Below are 17,637 nucleotides of genomic sequence, written 5' to 3'. Positions count from 1 at the left end.
CACACTGCACACCATCCGTCAGTGGTATGCAATTTTTCTTTACCCACACGGCATGCCCTATCTGAACGGATGATTTATCAGCTTTGGTTATCGGACGGATAGCCCCTGCAGGACATACCTCCGAACATTTTGTACATTCCGGTCTGCAATAGCCGCGTTCGTATGACATTTCCGGTTGCATCAATTTCCTTAAGTCTGCAGAAGGACGAAGAACCTGATTGGGACATGCCGACACACAGAGCTGGCAGGCCGTGCAGTGTTGCGCCATATTGCGGGCACTCAATGAGCCGGGAGGAGTGAGGGGAGTGCTTCGCTCAGGAATCTTCTTATCTTCAATGGCTGCCAGTCCTCCGTCTACTTTCTTTTCCTGCGCTTTTAAAACAGAAGTGGCTGCAACCAGAGCCGTTGCTGTGAAAAAACTGCGGCGGGTTTCGTTTATCTGTTCCGAATCTGCCTTGCCCGCAGCAGGTTTACCGAAAGGATGATACTTGTAGGAAATGGCTCCATGCTTGCACTTCTCAATGCAGTTCATGCAAACCACACACCGGCTTGCATCAATCTGATGCTCCTTAAAGTTGATGCAGGCTGCCTTGCAGTTGCGTGAACAAAGACTGCATTGGTTGCACTTTTCCGAATCTATTGTGATGCGGAAAAGCGAATAACGTGAAAGGAAGCCCAAGACCGTTCCTACCGGGCAAATCGTATTACAATAGGTTCGTCCGTTGCGTCCGGCCAGAACAACAAGCACAGCCAAAGTAGCGGCAGCAATAATAAAAGTCGGCAGGCTCTTCAACCATACATCCGTTTCATAAAAGGCATAACTGTCTGCCCGTTCAGCCAGATAAGCAAGCAGATTGTTGCCCCATTGCCATATAGGTTGAAAAAGATTATTGGCAATACGTCCGTATGCACTATAGGGTGCAAGTAGAGCAGCCAATGAACCAATTCCGGCAATCAAAGCAATGATAAACACACCCAATACGCCATAGCGTAGCCAAGATAAGGCCGGAGAATAAGAGTAAGGAAGCTTCCTGCGTTTTTTAGGTTGCCGGCCCAGCCATGCCAGTATATCCTGAAATACCCCTAAGGGGCAAATCACAGAACAATAGATACGCCCGCATACCAAAGTGAGAATTACAAGAAACAATATCACTCCCACATTTAGCGCCAATACAGCCGGCAAAAACTGGATTTTGGCCAACCAGCCGAACCACCCATGCAACGTTCCCGTAAAATCAAGGAACAACAAGGTGATGAGTACAAAGCAAATCATTGCAAAAGTCAGTCTAATCTTCCGTAACATGATAATCCTTTATTTTGAGTTCCTAAACTATATCAGCGATATGAGTACAAAACAACTGCCGAAATAGTGAAATTTTATTTATGCAAAAATACATAAAAAAAGAAAGGTATCATCATTCAATGGAATTAAAAACGAAAGAAAGAAGGACAAATACAAAATGCTCCCATTTGCAGTATTAATTAAGTTCCCCTCCTCGTTACGGCCGGATAAAAGCCAATCTCTTATTTTCTTCTGCAAACAGAATAGCCGTATTGACTAATGCCAAATGCGAATAAGCTTGTGGAAAATTCCCCAGTTGTTCCTTCGTATTAAAATCAATATCCTCACTGAATAACCCCAAATGATTGGAATATGTCAGAACATCATCAAACAAACAACGGGCTTCTTCCTTTTCTCCGATAACAAAAAGCGCACGTATCAGCCAAAAAGTGCAAATGGTAAAAGCCGAAGAAGGAAGCCCGAAATCATCTTCGCTGTTATACCGGTACATCAATCCCTTATGCAAAAGAGCTTTTTTCACAGCCTTCACTGTCTTATGGTATCGGATATCGTCTGCTGCAATAAAACCGTAAGGTTCCATCAACAGCAAAGAGGAATCCATTGCCATATTATCATAAGTCTGCGAGAAACTTTGAAGTTCTTCCTTCCATCCATATGTCATTACATCCTGCCATACCTTGTCAGCTTCCTTTTGCCAACGTTCACTATAACCGTATTTATTGAGCATGGAAGCTATCTTTGCACCACGGTCCAAAGCCACCCAACACATCACTTTGGATGAAACAAAATGGCGGCTTTCTCCTCTGATTTCCCATATCCCCTTATCTGGTTTCTTCCAATCTTCCATTACCGTGGAAAGAATGCTCTTTACCATTTCCCACATATCCTCTATTTCGTCTAATGTACCGGGCATCAGCCGATAGTACTGGTAAATCAAATCCATCAGATAACCGAACGAGTCATTCTGCTTTTGATGGTAAGCATCATTACCTATCCGTACTGGTTTGGAATTCTTATATCCGGACAAATGCTCCAGAATAATCTCGGTCAGCTGCCTTTCTCCCCGAATGCCGTACATTATCTGATAGGATTCGTGCTTGGATACGAAAGTGGACTGTATGAACTTCATAAAACGTCTTGCTGCTCCTATATGGCCTATCTGGAACAAAGTTTCGATAGACATGGAGGCATCCCTCAACCAACAGAACCGATAATCCCAATTACGTACTTCGCCGACGGATTCGGGCAAACTGGTAGTAAGGGCGGCCAGTACGGCTCCGTTATAGTAAGACATCAGTTTCAAAACCAGCATGCTTCTTTCTATCACATCATTATAGAGAGAATATTTCTTAGTACGGTTGGTCCAATTAAGCCAATAAACCAAAGTACGGCAATATTCAATTTTTTCCCGTTCAATGTCCACCGGAATGACCTTTTCATTGTATGACAAAAGAAAGAACTCATCTTTTTCCAATATAATTTCTTTTTTCTGTTCGATGTTCTGCAAAGGAAGGGAAGAATACAAATATTGTCTATCTTTATTATCAGAAGAACAATAGCTTTCTATAAATTCAGAAGTGACATTATGAATCACTTTACCTTGCGCATAATTGGGAGCAGGGACATAGTTTACTTTGAAACGGGGCTTACCTTTTATCCACCTCACATATCGATACAATTCTGCCGGAAGATAATGGGCATTTTCGTAGGAACGGTAATAAGGCATGTAATCAAGTACGACAAATTCTCCCTCTTTCGAAGAAAAAGAAGTAGACAATATGTTAGTGTGAGGAACGTAAGATTGTGAGATATGATAGTCTTCTGTAACGTCAAATCCAAAACTTCCTCCTCTTTCCCGATCAAGTAGTGATGCAAAGATAGACGGAGAATCAAAATCGGGAAAACACAACCAGTCTATGCTGCCTTTTTCGGATATAAGTGCGGCAGTCCGACAATTGCCTACTACCCCATAATTTAAATTACTCATTTTTACTATTTTGTTTTTAACAAGTCTCTGAAAAAATCGAATATCCCTTTCAAGCTCGTTTTGACATTCTCGCCAATGGGTTGTTTCATGTCTTTCTTGTTCGCCAGAATTTGAAGAAAAGGCAGGACTTCCGTTTGTGATGGCATATTATAGCTTGCTGCCTCCGACACATATCCCACCTTGATTGTCACTGCATTCACCGGCAAAGCTTTGAACATATCTTCATCCGTAGTATCATCTCCCATAGCTATGATAAAGTCATAATGTTTCTTTTCCAACTGGCGTCTCACTTCGGAACCTTTATTATAATCGGGAGACTTAATCTCCACTACTTTATCTCCTTGTATGATTTGCAGCTTTTGCTGTATACAGATGTTAACCAGCACATTGATAAGTTGCTGTGCCCGCAAAGCTCCTAACCATGCATCACTTTCCCGGTAATGCCATGCCAAAGCCGTTTCCTTGACTTCAAGGTGGGAACGAGGCGTCTTTTCGACAAAAAGCTTCAAGATGGACACCAATCCGGAACTCCATTCCGCTTTGTTTATGTTTTTGTGCCAGATGCCATTTTCCTTATAGAAAGCGCCATGTTCCGCAGCCATTGCAATAGGTAAATTTCCCAACCATTTTTCTAAAGTAAAATGGTCGCGACCACTATTCACAACAACATGGTTGGCCGGGTCGGAAACCAGCTTCTGCAATGTGGCAATGAGTTCAGGGGTGGGTTTAGCATTTTCCGGTCGTGTCTTGAGCGACGCCAACGTTCCGTCATAATCCAGCAAGATAAGCCGTTGCTTAGCCTGGTTATATTTCATTTTGATGGCACCAATAATACCGGCGGATATCCTTTTCTTACGAAGCTGTTCATTCTTACGGCACGTATCGCTCCATTCACTTACAAAATCTGCCGCCCACTTATTAACCGTTTGTACGGAAATAATTTTCTGCATGTGTTGCAAGCGTTTCAGTTGTTCCTGTTCGGGCATCTCCAAAGCCCGACAAATGGCCTGCTTTATCTCCTCAGTGTCATTGGGGTTAATCAACAATGCATCCGTCATCTCAATAGCTGCACCTGCCATTTCACTCAAAATCAAAACACCCGGATTATTATTTTTCGAGGCTACATATTCCTTGGCAACCAAATTCATGCCATCACGAAGTGGAGTTACCAAAGCTACATCAGCTATATAGTACATTGCCACCAGTTCTTCAAATGAAAAACCGTGATAGAAATAGCAAACCGGAGTCCAGTCCATCGTAGAATACTGTCCGTTTATAGAACCTATTTCTTCGTCAATCTTGGTTTTTAGCTCAGCATAACTATCTACATGGTCACGTGATGGAACAATGACCATTGCCAATGTAACTTTTCCACAATATTCAGGATGACATTCTAAAAAGGCAGCAAATCCCCATAAACGGTGCAGAATGCCTTTGCTATAATCCAAGCGGTCTACAGAAAGAATCAACTTATGATTCCCGAAAAATTTCCGTGTACGGTCTATCGCCCGCCGTACTTCCGGTCTGGAAGAAGCATTGTGATACAGTCCGTAGTTGATTCCCATAGGAAGAGCATCGATCCTAACTACTCTATTCCCGAGTTGTGCTTCGTCCAGTTTAAAGTCAATACGCAATACCCGTTCGACAGCACTGATAAAATGCCGCATATAGTCATGAGTATGGAAAGCTATAAAGTCAGCACCCAATAATCCTTTCAGGATTTCTGCACGCTCCGGTAATATCCGGAAAAGTTCATAGGAAGGGAAAGGGATATGATGGAAATATCCGATATTCAAATCCGGGTAAACCTTCCGAAGCATTCCGGGAAGCAGCATTAGCTGATAGTCTTGAATCCACACCTTGTCACCTGGACGTATCACGCGGCAAATGGCATCGCAGAACAACTGGTTCACTTCCTGATACGATTGCCAGAAAGAGTTCCGATACAGCGTATAAACAAAAAAGTAGTGACATAATGGCCAAATAGTACTATTACTATAGCCTTCATAATAATTCTTTATCTGTATTTCGGACAAGAATACTGGGTGGAAATTTATTCCTTCCAATCTAGAAGTGATTTCCTCTTTACTTTCTTCGTTGTCAACGCATATTCCAGGCCATCCAATCCAATGTTTTTCGTAGGAAATCTGAAGTGAGTCCAAACCGGTAGCCAGTCCGCCTTCACTTCGTGAAAATACGAACGTTTCATCCTCTTTGGTAACCTTAACGGGTAATCTGTTTGATATAATATAAAGTTTCATGTATGAGTTAACACAAGAAATATGCCAATTCATACAATATTTTATTTATTGCTTAAAATCAGTATTTTAGAAAAAGATAAAGAGAAAAACAAACATTCAAAAATGAAAAAGAATGTTCCATTTCGATATGGTCCTACTATTACCAATTATCACTGAAAATGTCTTTCTTCACCAATGCTTCAATTCTTTGCTTATAGCAATTTATCCCTTCTGCTATATTTTTACTAGCTTCCGAGGTCCCCATTCCATAGACTACAAGAGGAGTTTGCCATATCATTCCAGCATGTACAGCACTTGCTTGATAAGGTCTTAACAACTCATCCACCGTAAAACGATTTCTTCCTCCGCTTCTATAAGCATCATGTTCAGAGCCGGCAGTAGTGACCACCATCAATGTCTTACCAGCCACAGCAGGAGTTTTTGCCAGATAAGTAAATACTTCATCCAACCATCTCTTCAATAAAGAAGGAGCCGACATCCAATAGAACGGAAACTGAAATACAAGCGCAGATGCATGCGATATGATAGTGCTCCATATCTCTGCATTAAAAGCATCTTCCATACGCATCTCATATAAATTGTATATGGCTACCTCTCCCATGTCACTAATAGCATCCATCAATGCCTTGTTAGCTCGCGACTCTTTTATATTGGGATGTGTCAGAAGAACTACTACTTGCTTTGAATCTTTATCCATATTGTTTTTCTTTTAGTTTAAAATCATTGATGTGTGTACAAATATACAAAATATAGATATACGAGTAGGAGGAAATAAAAGTTTTCTTCCTACTTTCATTTTCTGACATATATTTTCGAATGTGACGGAAGAGGCAGAAAGCGGGTGAGGGCAAAGGTATAAAAACAAACTTCTGAAGAATTTATTATGCGGACTAACGAAAAATAATGTATCATCCCCATATAGATTTACTAGTGATTCCGTATGAGGAGCTTATACCCATCAAAGCATGTTCTTGTTAAGACAAATTAAAAAAGGAACAACAGTAGTTGTTCCTTTTTTAAGTACACCCTCAGGGATTCGAACCCTGGACCCACTGATTAAGAGTCAGTTGCTCTACCAACTGAGCTAAGAGTGCATTCCTTATTTCTTGTTTGCGGGTGCAAAAGTAGTCCTTTTATTTTATTCGTGCAAACAAAACGGTGTATTTTTTGCGATGAAATGGGATTTTTTATTCAAACTCGTATAAATCAGAAGGAGTAGTACGCTTCAAAGCACACAACTGTACATCCTTTCCTACGATAATTCCTTTTTCCCTTAATTTCCATTCCACTGTTTTATATGCCAATTCAGGATGATTGTTGTCCTTGCTCAAATGACAAAGCCAAATATACTGTAAATGTTCCGTCATATTTTCCGAAAGAAATTCAGCAGTAGCAATATTACTCATGTGTCCGGTGCGGCTGGTAATCCGTTCTTTCAGGTATTGGGGGTAGGTACCCATGCGTAACATTTCCTCATCGTAGTTGGCTTCCAATATCAGATAATTGGCCTTTCTGATATATTCTGCGGCCGTAGGAGTAATTTCACCAAGGTCTGTAAGAAAGGCAAACACTTTTCCGTCTATCTCAATGCAATAGCCCACATTGTCCGTGCCATCATGAGGTACCTCGAAAGATTCGATATGAAAATCTTCCAACTGCATGGGTTGCTGCTTTTCCAGGTAACGGACAGACGAATATAACTTTTCTGTCATGCAATAGCTCCGGTTGATGCCCTCATGAATCCGGGCGGTTGTATAAATAGGAATATTCAGTTTTTCACCCAATCCGCCTACTGCTTTGATATGGTCCGCATGGTCGTGCGTAACAAATACCGCACGTATCATTTCCATGCTGATACCTGCTTCTTTCAGTCCTTTTTTTATCGTCCGTACTGCAATGCCGGCGTCGATGAGTATTCCATATTTTTCTGTGCCTATATAATAACAGTTGCCGCTGCTTCCACTGGCAAGGCTTATAAATTTTACTTTCATCCTAATCTCCTTAATTACAAAAAAGCCGTCGCTTTTAAAAAAAGTGACGGCAAATATACAAAAAGTATGCAATATATAAACCTTATGCCTTCTTCTTTTTGTCGATGAATTCGGTAGTTTTGGCAAAAACGAATAACGCTATCGCTGCAACCAATCCTATAGCAGCGAAATAATACCAGATATAATGTGCATTGACACTGGCTGCTTCCCACGCTTCGCGGGTTTCAAACAAGACTGGATCAGGACAATATTTTGTCAGAAGTACCCCCGCAATACCGAACCCGAAAATAGAAGAGAGGAATGAATGAAGATGACTGAAACCGAGGTACATACCTTCTTCGCCCTTGGGGGCCTGCAAAGAGAAGTACTCCAGATAACGCGGTGAGATAAAACATTCTGCCAAAGCTTGCACAACAATGCCAAGCACCATCATCAAAGTAATATTGCTCATGCCGGAAATAATATCGTTGCCCAGCAAATTACCGCATGCCATCAGCAATGCCGATACCGGAATAAGAAACATGCCTATATTCATAGAAGTAATAGCTGTGCGCTTTGCCATCCACCGGGTGATAAAACTTACACAGCAAACCACTACAAACGGGTTTACATTGGCTATCCACCCCGGTTTGGCTGTTTCACCCGCCATACGGATGACATATTTGGGCATAGTTGCATAGAGCTGTTGCTGCACCATCCAAAAGCCGGTTACGATGAGGATAAGAATCAACAAACGCCAATTAGTGATAATACGCAGAAAACCTTGTCCAATTTCACGCATGCTTTTCCCTTCACCTGCTGTATGTGCCGATTTATACAATAAGATGACAGCCAATAATGCCAGCACCGTCATGGCAGCCGAGAAGTAATTGATATAAATATAAGCTTGCTCACCGATAACATTCCGTAGAGGGTCGACCACCGTTTTTCCGGTAAAAGCTCCTATATTCACCATCATATAGAAGATGGAATAGCCGCGAGCACGGGTAGCCTCTGTTGTTTCCTTAGCCACCGATCCCGATATGATAGACTTGATGAACGAACCTCCTACCATGATAACAAACAATACGGGGACAATCATCCAGCGGTCATTACTATCCGGCAATCCTGAAAAACGGGTTGTCTCGCCATACTCCACCAGACCGGCTGCTTCCAGTAGGGTGGGAAGCAATCCCAAGCCCAAATACCCGATGGAAAGCAGTGAGAAAGCAATAATCATCGACTTTCGGAAACCTATCTTATCGGCATATGCGCCCGTAAAGATAGGCAACAAATAGAGCCCTCCCGAAAACAGACCGGAAATCATGCTTGACTCAAAATCATTGAAACCTAAAATATTGGAAAGATAAATGGTAAGAACAATAAATACAGCATAATATGCCATGCGTTCGAACAGTTCTACTGTACTGCTTACCCAAAAAGCTCTGCTGAAGCCTTTGGAAGCGGGTTGGGGTGATGTCATCATCCTTTTGTACGATTAAAATTTATGTATTAAATGAAAAAATAAGTGCAAAAATAGGAAATTAATATCGTGTTTGCAAGATATTAATTTTCTGCAAACACAATATTAATAAGTTGCAGACAAGATATTAACTTCCCATTTATCACTATTTATCTTTTCATTTATATAGAATACTCCGTATCTTTGGACGCTTTTATAAAACGACCATTCATGAAAGATAAAATCGAATTTATAGCTTTTGACGCTGATGACACACTGTGGGAAAGCGAACTTTATATTCAGGAGTTCGAGCACAAATTCTGTAACCTTTTAAGGCAATATCTGCCTGCTTCATCCATATCACAAAGGTTTTTTGAAACAGAAATGAAGAATCTGCATATGTATGGCTATGGGCTGAAGAGCATAATGCTCAGTATGACTGAAACCATCTGCAAAGTGACAGACGGAAACGGGAATATGCATCTTATAGAAGAAGTAATAGGATGGGGACAAGAGCTTCTGCAGAAACCGGTTACACTACTGGAAGGCGTGAAGGAGACCATATCGTCACTTCATGGGAAATATAAATTGGTGTTGGCCACTAAGGGGGACTTGTTCGACCAGAAAAGAAAAATAGAGGCTTCCGGACTGCGAGAATATTTCCATCATATCGAAATTATGAGTGACAAGAAAATCGATGATTACCAGAGGCTGATTGATACATTGGGCTGTCCGCCTGAAAAACTCCTGATGATAGGTAATTCTGTAAAATCAGACATACTTCCGGTATTGGAACTTGGGGGATACGCTGCCCATGTACCATACCACGTGACTTGGGCATACGAGCAACATGAAGGGGAAATACGACATCCCAATTTTATACGATTGGATAGTATCAAAGAAATATTAGATAAGCTATAAGTTATGGGTGAAACTGCATAACTTATAGCTTACTATTGCTTTTTAGAATTGGAAGAAATTCTTAGCGTTATAATAGCTGATATCTTCAATCATCTGGTTTACGCGTTCCATCTCGGAAATAGGAATTTCACCATTTTCTACATCACGGCCTACAAGATTACACAATGTACGGCGGAAATATTCATGGCGCGGATAGGAGAGGAAGGAACGGGAATCGGTCAGCATACCAACAAATCGGCTCAATAAGCTCAGTACAGAAAGGGCATTCATCTGCTTTTCCATACCATCCTTCTGGTCAAGGAACCACCAACCGGAACCGAATTGAATCTTACCGGCAACCGTACCATCCTGGAAGTTACCCAGCATAGTAGCAATGACTTCGTTGGCGCATGGATTCAAATTATAAAGAATAGTCTTGGTCAGCTTACCATTGGAGTTTAAGCGGTCGAGAAATTTAGCCATAGCTTTTGCTGTAGTAAATTCGCCAATGGAATCAAAACCGGTATCAGGACCTAACAGTTTGAACATCTTACTATTGTTGTTGCGAATAGCACCATAATGGAACTGTTGTGTCCAACCTTTCTCCCAATCCATTTCGCCGAACACAACCAGCATGGCCGACTTGAATTTCAGAATTTCCTCCTTCGTCAATCCAGTACCGCCATATACCTTGTTAAAGATAGCCTTAACTTCCGCTCCTGTATAATCCTCGGCATAGAATTCTTCAATTCCGTGGTCAGACAGTTTACATCCTTGTTCCGCGAAAAAATCGTGACGCTTACGCAAGGCAGCAACCATATCGTCAAAGCTGGAAATAGCCACATCGCTCACTTCGGCCAACTTTTCTACATATGCGCGAAAATCGGCAGGAATTTCCACCGCCATTGCTTTATCCGGACGCCAAGTAGGCAACATCTTGATTTCAAAGCCGCTCTCACGTGTCTTGATATGATATTCCAAGGAATCAATAGGATCATCTGTAGTACAAACCACTTCCACGTGATAACGGCGCATCATGCCACGGGCGGAATATTCAGGCTGTTTCAGCTTCTCATTACATTCATCATAAATTTCACGGGCCGTATGAGGATTGAGAATTTTATCGATTCCAAAAGCGGTCTTCAATTCAAGGTGGGTCCAGTGGTACAACGGATTACGGAAAGTATAAGGTACCGTTTCGGCCCACTTTTCAAACTTTTCCCAATCTGTAGTATCCTTACCGGTACAGAAACGTTCGTCCACACCATTGGTACGCATGGCACGCCACTTGTAGTGGTCACCTCCCAACCAAATCTCAGTCAGTGACTTAAACTGATAGTCTTCCGCCACCATTTGAGGAATCAAGTGACAATGATAGTCGATAATCGGCATTTTAGCCGCATGCTCGTGGTACAACTTCTGTGATGTTTCCGTTTGCAACAGAAAGTTTCCGTCCATAAAGTTTTTCATCTTCTTGTGTTTTAAGTATCTAAAAATATTACTTTCTATTTATTACACCTATATAGTATTGATTGTAAAGCTAATAGATCGTATAATTGTTTTTAGTTTTATTAACCGTTATCGAACACAAAAGTAGAAATTTTACTTGGAGAAACAAAATAATTCGTATCTTTGCGGCGAATATTTATAATATTTAAGCTTCAGACGTCTCACCTTTACCGCCTTAGGCAGCATACCTCAAGATGGAAAACAAGAACTATACCATTAAAGACATAGCACGCATGGCCGGCGTCTCTGCCGGCACTGTAGACCGCGTACTGCACAACCGCGGAGACGTATCCGTTTCCAGTAGGGAAAAAGTCCAGAAAGTACTCGACGAGATAGATTATCATCCCAATATGTTTGCCATCGGGCTGGCGGCTAAAAAGCGCTATCATATTGTCTGCATTATACCTTATTATATAGAACATGATTATTGGCATGCTGTAGCAGCGGGAATTGACCGTGCCGCACAAGAATTACGGCCGTTCAATGTTGGGGTTAGCTATCTGTACTATCGGCATGCGGACAAATCCTCCTATAAAGAAGCATGTGCTGTGCTCCGGGAGGAAAGTGCCGACGCCGTACTTGTTGCCCCGAATTTCCGAGAGGAGACCATAAAACTCACTACTTATTTGGAGGAAGCGGATATTCCCTATGCATTCATAGACTTCAATATTGAACAGACGCATGCCTTGTGTTATATCGGACAAGATTCCAAAACCAGCGGATACATTGCTGCCAAGATTCTGATGCGTAGCTATGAAAAAGGGCAGGAGCTTGTGTTATTCCTGAGCAATCAGAAAAACAATCCGGCAGAAATCCAGATGCAACGCCGCCTCGAGGGGTTCATGCAATACCTTTCCGAGGAACATAAGGATTTGACTATCCATGACATTGTGTTGCACAAGGAAGATACTGACGGCAACAGACGGATGTTGGATGCTTTTTTTAAAGAACATCCCCAAGCCGTACTGGGAGCTGTTTTTAATTCCCGTGTTTATCAGGTGGCAAATTATCTGCACGAAAAGGGGCAGAAGCTGGCAGGACTTGTGGGATATGACCTTTTACACAAAAATACAGAGTTCCTGAAAACCGGTGAAGTAACCTTTCTCATCGGTCAACGCCCAGGCCTGCAAGGCTATTGTGGCGTGAAGACTTTATGCAACCACGTGGTATTTAAAAGACCGGTCACTGCAGTGAAATACATGCCCATCGACATATTGATGAAGGAAAACATAGACTTTTACTTTGAGTTTGAATAATCAAAAAATTACATATCAACCATTTAAATCATTTTTTAAATGAAAGCATTAAACAAAGAAACTGCTCCCAAAGCACAACGCCCGGAACGCATTATCCAGTTTGGCGAAGGTAATTTCCTTCGCGCATTTGTGGATTGGATTATTTATAACATGAATCAAAAGACCGATTTTAACAGCAATGTGGTAGTAGTCCAACCCATCGATAAAGGTATGGTTGACATGCTGAATGCCCAGGATGACCTTTATCATGTAAATCTGCAAGGTCTGGATAAAGGAGAAACCATCAACAGTCTGACTATGATAGATGTAATCAGCCGTGCCTTAAACCCCTATACTCAAAACGATGAGTTCATGAAATTGGCCGAACAACCGGAAATGCGTTTTGTCATTTCCAACACGACGGAAGCAGGTATAGCCTTTGACCCTGCTTGTAAGCTGACAGATACACCGGCGTCTTCTTATCCGGGCAAACTGACACAGCTGTTGTATCACCGCTTCAAGACATTCAACGGCGACAAGAGCAAAGGACTGATTATCTTCCCTTGCGAACTCATCTTCCTGAATGGCCACAAGTTGAAGGAGACAATCTATCAATACATTGAATTATGGCAATTGGGTGATGAGTTCAGAGCTTGGTTTGAGGAAGCCTGCGGTGTGTATGCAACACTGGTGGACCGTATCGTTCCAGGATTCCCCCACAAAGACATTGCCGCTATAAAAGAAAAGATACAGTACGATGACAATCTGGTAGTGCAGGCTGAAATTTTCCATTTATGGGTCATCGAGGCTCCGCAAGAAGTCGCCGAAGAATTCCCTGCCGACAAAGCCGGACTGAATGTATTGTTTGTTCCTTCCGAAAAACCTTACCACGAAAGAAAAGTAACCTTGCTGAATGGACCTCATACCGTATTGTCTCCAGTAGCCTATCTGTCGGAGGTAAATATTGTACGCGATGCCTGCCAGCATCCTATAATCGGACAATACATCCATAAAGTGATGTTTGACGAGCTGATGGAAACGTTGAACCTGCCGAAAAACGAATTGAAAAAGTTTGCAGAAGATGTATTGGAGCGCTTCAACAATCCGTTTGTTGACCATGCCGTAACCAGTATTATGCTGAACTCTTTCCCTAAATACCAAACCCGTGACCTTCCTGGCCTGAAAACCTACTTGAAACGTAAAGGAGAACTGCCGAAAGGTCTGGTATTGGGACTGGCTGCCATCATCACGTACTACAAAGGAGGTACCCGCGCAGACGGCACAGAAATCATCCCGAATGATGCTCCCGAAATCATGCAGTTATTGAAAGACCTTTGGGCAACGGGGGACACCCGCAAAGTGGCAGAAGGCGTATTGGCAGCCAAAGACCTTATCTGGGGGGAACACGGAGACTTGAATACCGTTCCAGGATTGACAGACATGATTACCTGCTTCTTAAAATCCATCCAAGAAAAAGGCATGCAGGAAACAGTAAAAGGTATTCTTTAATTCCTATGATTTTAAACAAGCAGACCGTACAAAAGGAGTTTTTATACGGTCTGCTTTATTTATACCACATTTGATGGGAAATAATTAAGCCACAGTTTTCTTTTTTGTCTAAAGGCTTTCCTGCTCTGCTGCCCGCAATATAAAAGTAGTGGCACCAATAGTTACAATGGCTCCATCCTCAATGCGAATACGGTCTTTGTCACCCAAAATTTCATTATTAAGGAAAGTTCCCGTCAGGCTGGGAGCATCGCGTAAGGTATAAATCAACACTCCCTGCTTATTACGCTTTACATTAATGATACAGTGACGCCGGTCCATACTCATATCCGAAGTCTCAATCGGCACATCGATAACATTCCCCACGCAACGCCGGCCTATGATATTGTCACCTTCTTGCAATGGAAGTACCTGCTTAAAACCAAACACGTTCTCAATGACCGTGATGCTGCCAAAAGCCTCTTTAAACTCCGCTTCATCCGGACGTTCTTCCTTTTGAGGGGCTTTCATCTTTGATTTACCTAAACGGATACTGAACTGCTTCTTACACTGGTCACATACAAAGACCAGTGATTGGCCTTCGGTATACTTGGTTTCATCGAATGTTAAGTAATTCTCACATTTGGGACAACGGATACGCTTCATGATAGTTAAAAATTAAAGAATTAAAAAATAAAGCAAGGGTAGATTACTTTCTACTTCTTTAATACCCAAGCGTTCTTATACGTTTCATTCTGGCGAACTCTGTTCAATGCCTGATATGCTTCTGTTTCTGTGCCACAAGACTCAATGCTGACACGCATTTTACCATCTCCAACAATTGCTTTTGCATGAGGGTAACCTTTTTCAATCAGTTGCTTTGCCATTGCTTCGGCATCCTTCTCAGTACCTACACTGGCAATGATGACGTGGTATTTCTGTGCAGAGACAAGTGACGGGGTGACAGTCCCTGCTGTGGTCTTTTGAATTTCACTCTTTGTTGTTACAGATGTTGAAGAGGACACTTCTGCCGCCTGCTGCTTAGGCTGAGAAACAACCGGAGCATTCTGCGCGTTAGCTTGGCCCACCTTAACCTCTCTTACGGCAACCGGAACCACCTTTTTCTTTGCCTTCTGCCCCGTGTTTTTTTGAGCCGACGCTTTCGGAGTGTCGGCCTTCCGGCTAACAACAATCGGATTAATGGCAAGGGATTCCTTTTCTATCATCTCAAAAAGTTCATTCGGAAGTAATTGCGCATAATTTCCTTCAACCACTTCCGTATTCTCTATCGGTGTAGACAAAAAGAAAAACAAGGCAACCACTGCAATCATGGCAACCGCATTCGACAAATAGGAACGGTTGAATTTAATCTCAAACCTTCGCTTTTTGTCTTCCGGCACAACTGGAACAGAATAACGGATGGTCTTTTCCATGTACGGTTTCTTCAGTTCCGCCAGTTCCTGCATTTCAAAACTATCCAACCCATATAAGTAAGGAGTGGTTATCTTGTGGTCATAGGGAACAAAGTCATAAATACCATGAATGGAGTAACGCAATTCGCCAATGTTGGGCAAATCCACCTTACCTTCTTCATGGAGAGCAGTGAATATATGCGCCACTTCTTTTTCTACAATCCGCGTAGCATCAGAAAAATCAGTATCATAGACAGCCATATAGGATTGTACAAGTAAGCCGTCATTCATCTTCAGTTGAGGATTGAAACCGATAATACGGGTAGGGGGCAGAAAAACATTCTCTTCCGCTACTCTCATTGCCGGAGTATAATGAGCTACAAATCCTCCCAAACCGGGAACAATGACACAATCGTTCTCCAATAACAATACTTCTATGTGCTGTGCTAATTCAATCATGCTACAAAAGTAGCGGAAATATCGGATATACGCTAGTTTCAGAGCTTTTTTCTTATCAACAAATTATGAACATTGCACATTAAAAATGTATTTGAAAAAGGTTTTTTGGCAAGAGAAGGAATTTTTACCGGAAAAATTTCTACTTTTGTACCGTTTAACTATACTCGTCAAGAATAGAAAGACAATTGCCCTCGCAAGAGTATACAAACCTAAACACTTAACAAAAGACTATTATGCGTATTATTTTCTGTCTGATGGTTTTCTTGTTCATAGGAAAGAACACGATGCTGGCACAGCAGCTGTCCTCATTCGTAGAATATGGAGCAGCCCTGCATACCGGTGACAATACTCCTCTTTGGCAGGTCAGCAACCAGCAAGGACTCACTTCGCTCGACAACAATACTTACATACGTGGAGGAATATCCTACAAACACCAACTTGGAAAATGGAAGTTTGAAGAAGCACTGGATTTGGTTGCAGCAGCCGGATTCAGCACGACCTCCTTCATTGTACAGCAGGCTTACGTAGACATCCGTTACAAGTGGTTTGGATTCTTTGCCGGAAGCCGGGAACAGAATTCTCCATTGCTGAATCAAGAGCTGAGCAGTGGCGGCATGACCTGGTCGGGTAATGCGCGTCCCATCCCACAAGTACAGATAGGCATACCCGAGTATGTACAGTTGCTACCCCGTTTAGGCCTGAAAGGAGAAATCTCGTACGGATGGTTTACAGATAACAAATACCAGCGGGAGCAAGTCGGAGAAAAATACTGGTACACCAAGAGTATCAAATACCATCATAAAGAAGGGTTCCTGCGTATCGGTATACCCAAAGGAAAATGGCAACTGGAACTCGGAATGACCCTCGACACCCAATTCGGAGGATACAAGATTGGAGGTTCCGAATTGGGAGACTTGGGCAACGGATGGAAGGATTACGTACGCGTATTCTTCCCCGGCCACGGGCGTGAGGACGGACCGGTAGGTGAACATCTGGCTTTCCAAGGCAATTTTCTGGGTAGCGAATATATCAAAATGACTTATCGTCCTAAGGAAGATTTCTCCATCAGCGCCTATCTGGACAATCATTTCGATGACTTCTCCGCCATGGCCAAACTCAACGGTTGGGATGGCTTATGGGGTGTGGAATATAAATCCAACCATAGACAAGCCATCAACGGAATCGTTATCGAATATCTCCAGACTACCAATATGAGCGGTCCACTGCACGGTTTGCAAAATTCTGTAGTAGGTAAGACCGGAGGAGCCGACAACTACTACAACAACGGTTACTACCCAGGATGGGCACATTGGGGTATGGCGATAGCCAATCCGTTGATAGCATCGCCTATCTATAATAAGGATGGCGATATGAGTTTCAAGTACAATCGCGTTAAGGCCCTGCATCTGGGATGGAGCGGCAACATCAGCAGTGAGTGGAGATATGTGGCAAAATTGTCCCACAACAGAACTTGGGGAACTCCTCATCGTCCAATACCCGATATATTAGAAAATTTTTCTACTTTTGCATCGTTTTACTATATTCCCCGTAAATGGAAGGGCTGGTGCTTCAACGCGTCCCTTGCATTGGATATGGGAAAGATATATGGAGACAATTTTGGATTCCAACTGAAAGTACATAAAACATTTTAAGA

13 protein-coding genes and 1 tRNA gene are annotated in these 17,637 nt (G+C 42.3%); 4 read left to right on the top strand and 10 right to left on the bottom strand.

Annotation, left to right across the window (positions count from 1 at the left end):
- From DXD78_RS07815 to DXD78_RS07785, 7 genes are all read right to left on the bottom strand, one after another.
- Nucleotides 1-1,303: 4Fe-4S binding protein (locus DXD78_RS07815; protein ID WP_117652671.1), on the bottom strand; the 1,303-nt coding region annotated here is incomplete at its 3' end.
- Nucleotides 1,304-1,499: 196 nt separating this feature from the next.
- Nucleotides 1,500-3,290 (bottom strand): glycoside hydrolase family 15 protein, encoded by a 1,791-nt coding sequence (locus DXD78_RS07810; RefSeq protein WP_009038427.1) that lies wholly within the window; start codon nt 3,288-3,290, stop codon nt 1,500-1,502.
- 5 nt (nt 3,291-3,295) lie between these two features.
- Nucleotides 3,296-5,551, bottom strand: a complete 2,256-nt coding sequence (locus DXD78_RS07805) for a bifunctional alpha,alpha-trehalose-phosphate synthase (UDP-forming)/trehalose-phosphatase (protein ID WP_009038426.1) — start codon at nt 5,549-5,551, stop codon at nt 3,296-3,298.
- 139 nt (nt 5,552-5,690) lie between these two features.
- The gene (locus DXD78_RS07800) at nt 5,691-6,248 is read right to left on the bottom strand and encodes an NAD(P)H-dependent oxidoreductase (RefSeq protein ID WP_005825500.1); all 558 of its coding nucleotides are present in this window, start codon (nt 6,246-6,248) and stop codon (nt 5,691-5,693) included.
- Between the two features lie 324 nt (nt 6,249-6,572).
- Nucleotides 6,573-6,645 (bottom strand) — tRNA-Lys (locus tag DXD78_RS07795).
- Nucleotides 6,646-6,738: 93 nt separating this feature from the next.
- The gene (locus DXD78_RS07790) at nt 6,739-7,542 is read right to left on the bottom strand and encodes an MBL fold metallo-hydrolase (protein ID WP_022402436.1); all 804 of its coding nucleotides are present in this window, start codon (nt 7,540-7,542) and stop codon (nt 6,739-6,741) included.
- 82 nt (nt 7,543-7,624) lie between these two features.
- Nucleotides 7,625-9,007 (bottom strand): MFS transporter, encoded by a 1,383-nt coding sequence (locus DXD78_RS07785; protein ID WP_009038424.1) that lies wholly within the window; start codon nt 9,005-9,007, stop codon nt 7,625-7,627.
- A 207-nt stretch (nt 9,008-9,214) separates the two neighbouring features.
- Between DXD78_RS07785 and DXD78_RS07780 the strand changes: the two genes are divergently transcribed.
- Complete coding sequence (locus DXD78_RS07780; RefSeq protein WP_009038423.1) at nt 9,215-9,904, top strand: HAD family hydrolase; 690 nt, start codon at nt 9,215-9,217, stop codon at nt 9,902-9,904.
- 42 nt (nt 9,905-9,946) lie between these two features.
- On the opposite strand, the gene uxaC is transcribed toward DXD78_RS07780, so the two are convergent.
- Nucleotides 9,947-11,353 carry a glucuronate isomerase gene (gene uxaC / locus DXD78_RS07775; protein ID WP_009038422.1) on the bottom strand — a complete coding sequence of 469 codons (1,407 nt, stop codon included), beginning with the start codon at nt 11,351-11,353 and terminating at the stop codon, nt 9,947-9,949.
- Nucleotides 11,354-11,586: 233 nt separating this feature from the next.
- On the opposite strand from uxaC, the gene DXD78_RS07770 reads away from it, so the two are divergent.
- Nucleotides 11,587-12,648, top strand: coding sequence for a substrate-binding domain-containing protein (locus tag DXD78_RS07770; protein WP_009038421.1), 1,062 nt, complete (start codon nt 11,587-11,589; stop codon nt 12,646-12,648).
- 39 nt (nt 12,649-12,687) lie between these two features.
- Nucleotides 12,688-14,136: a tagaturonate reductase gene (locus DXD78_RS07765; protein WP_008664577.1), complete on the top strand. Its 1,449-nt coding sequence runs from the start codon at nt 12,688-12,690 to the stop codon at nt 14,134-14,136.
- Nucleotides 14,137-14,244: 108 nt separating this feature from the next.
- Here the strand turns inward: DXD78_RS07765 and DXD78_RS07760 are convergent, their stop codons facing one another.
- Both DXD78_RS07760 and DXD78_RS07755 read right to left on the bottom strand, forming a co-directional pair.
- Entirely contained in the window at nt 14,245-14,778 is a 534-nt protein-coding gene (locus DXD78_RS07760; RefSeq protein WP_005825486.1) for an FHA domain-containing protein, read from the bottom strand.
- A 50-nt stretch (nt 14,779-14,828) separates the two neighbouring features.
- A complete protein-coding gene (locus tag DXD78_RS07755; protein WP_034529769.1) occupies nt 14,829-15,983 on the bottom strand; it encodes an SPOR domain-containing protein in 1,155 nt (384 codons plus the stop codon).
- A 233-nt stretch (nt 15,984-16,216) separates the two neighbouring features.
- Between DXD78_RS07755 and DXD78_RS07750 the strand changes: the two genes are divergently transcribed.
- Nucleotides 16,217-17,635, top strand: coding sequence for a capsule assembly Wzi family protein (locus DXD78_RS07750; RefSeq protein ID WP_009038419.1), 1,419 nt, complete (start codon nt 16,217-16,219; stop codon nt 17,633-17,635).
- The last annotated feature ends 2 nt before the right edge of the window (nt 17,636-17,637 follow it).

Origin of the sequence: Bacteroides sp. D20, from assembly GCF_003436255.1 — a bacterium.
Classification (GTDB): domain Bacteria; phylum Bacteroidota; class Bacteroidia; order Bacteroidales; family Bacteroidaceae; genus Bacteroides; species Bacteroides uniformis.
Note: the sequence above shows the minus strand (reverse complement) of the source record. Positions and strands in the feature narration are given on the sequence as shown.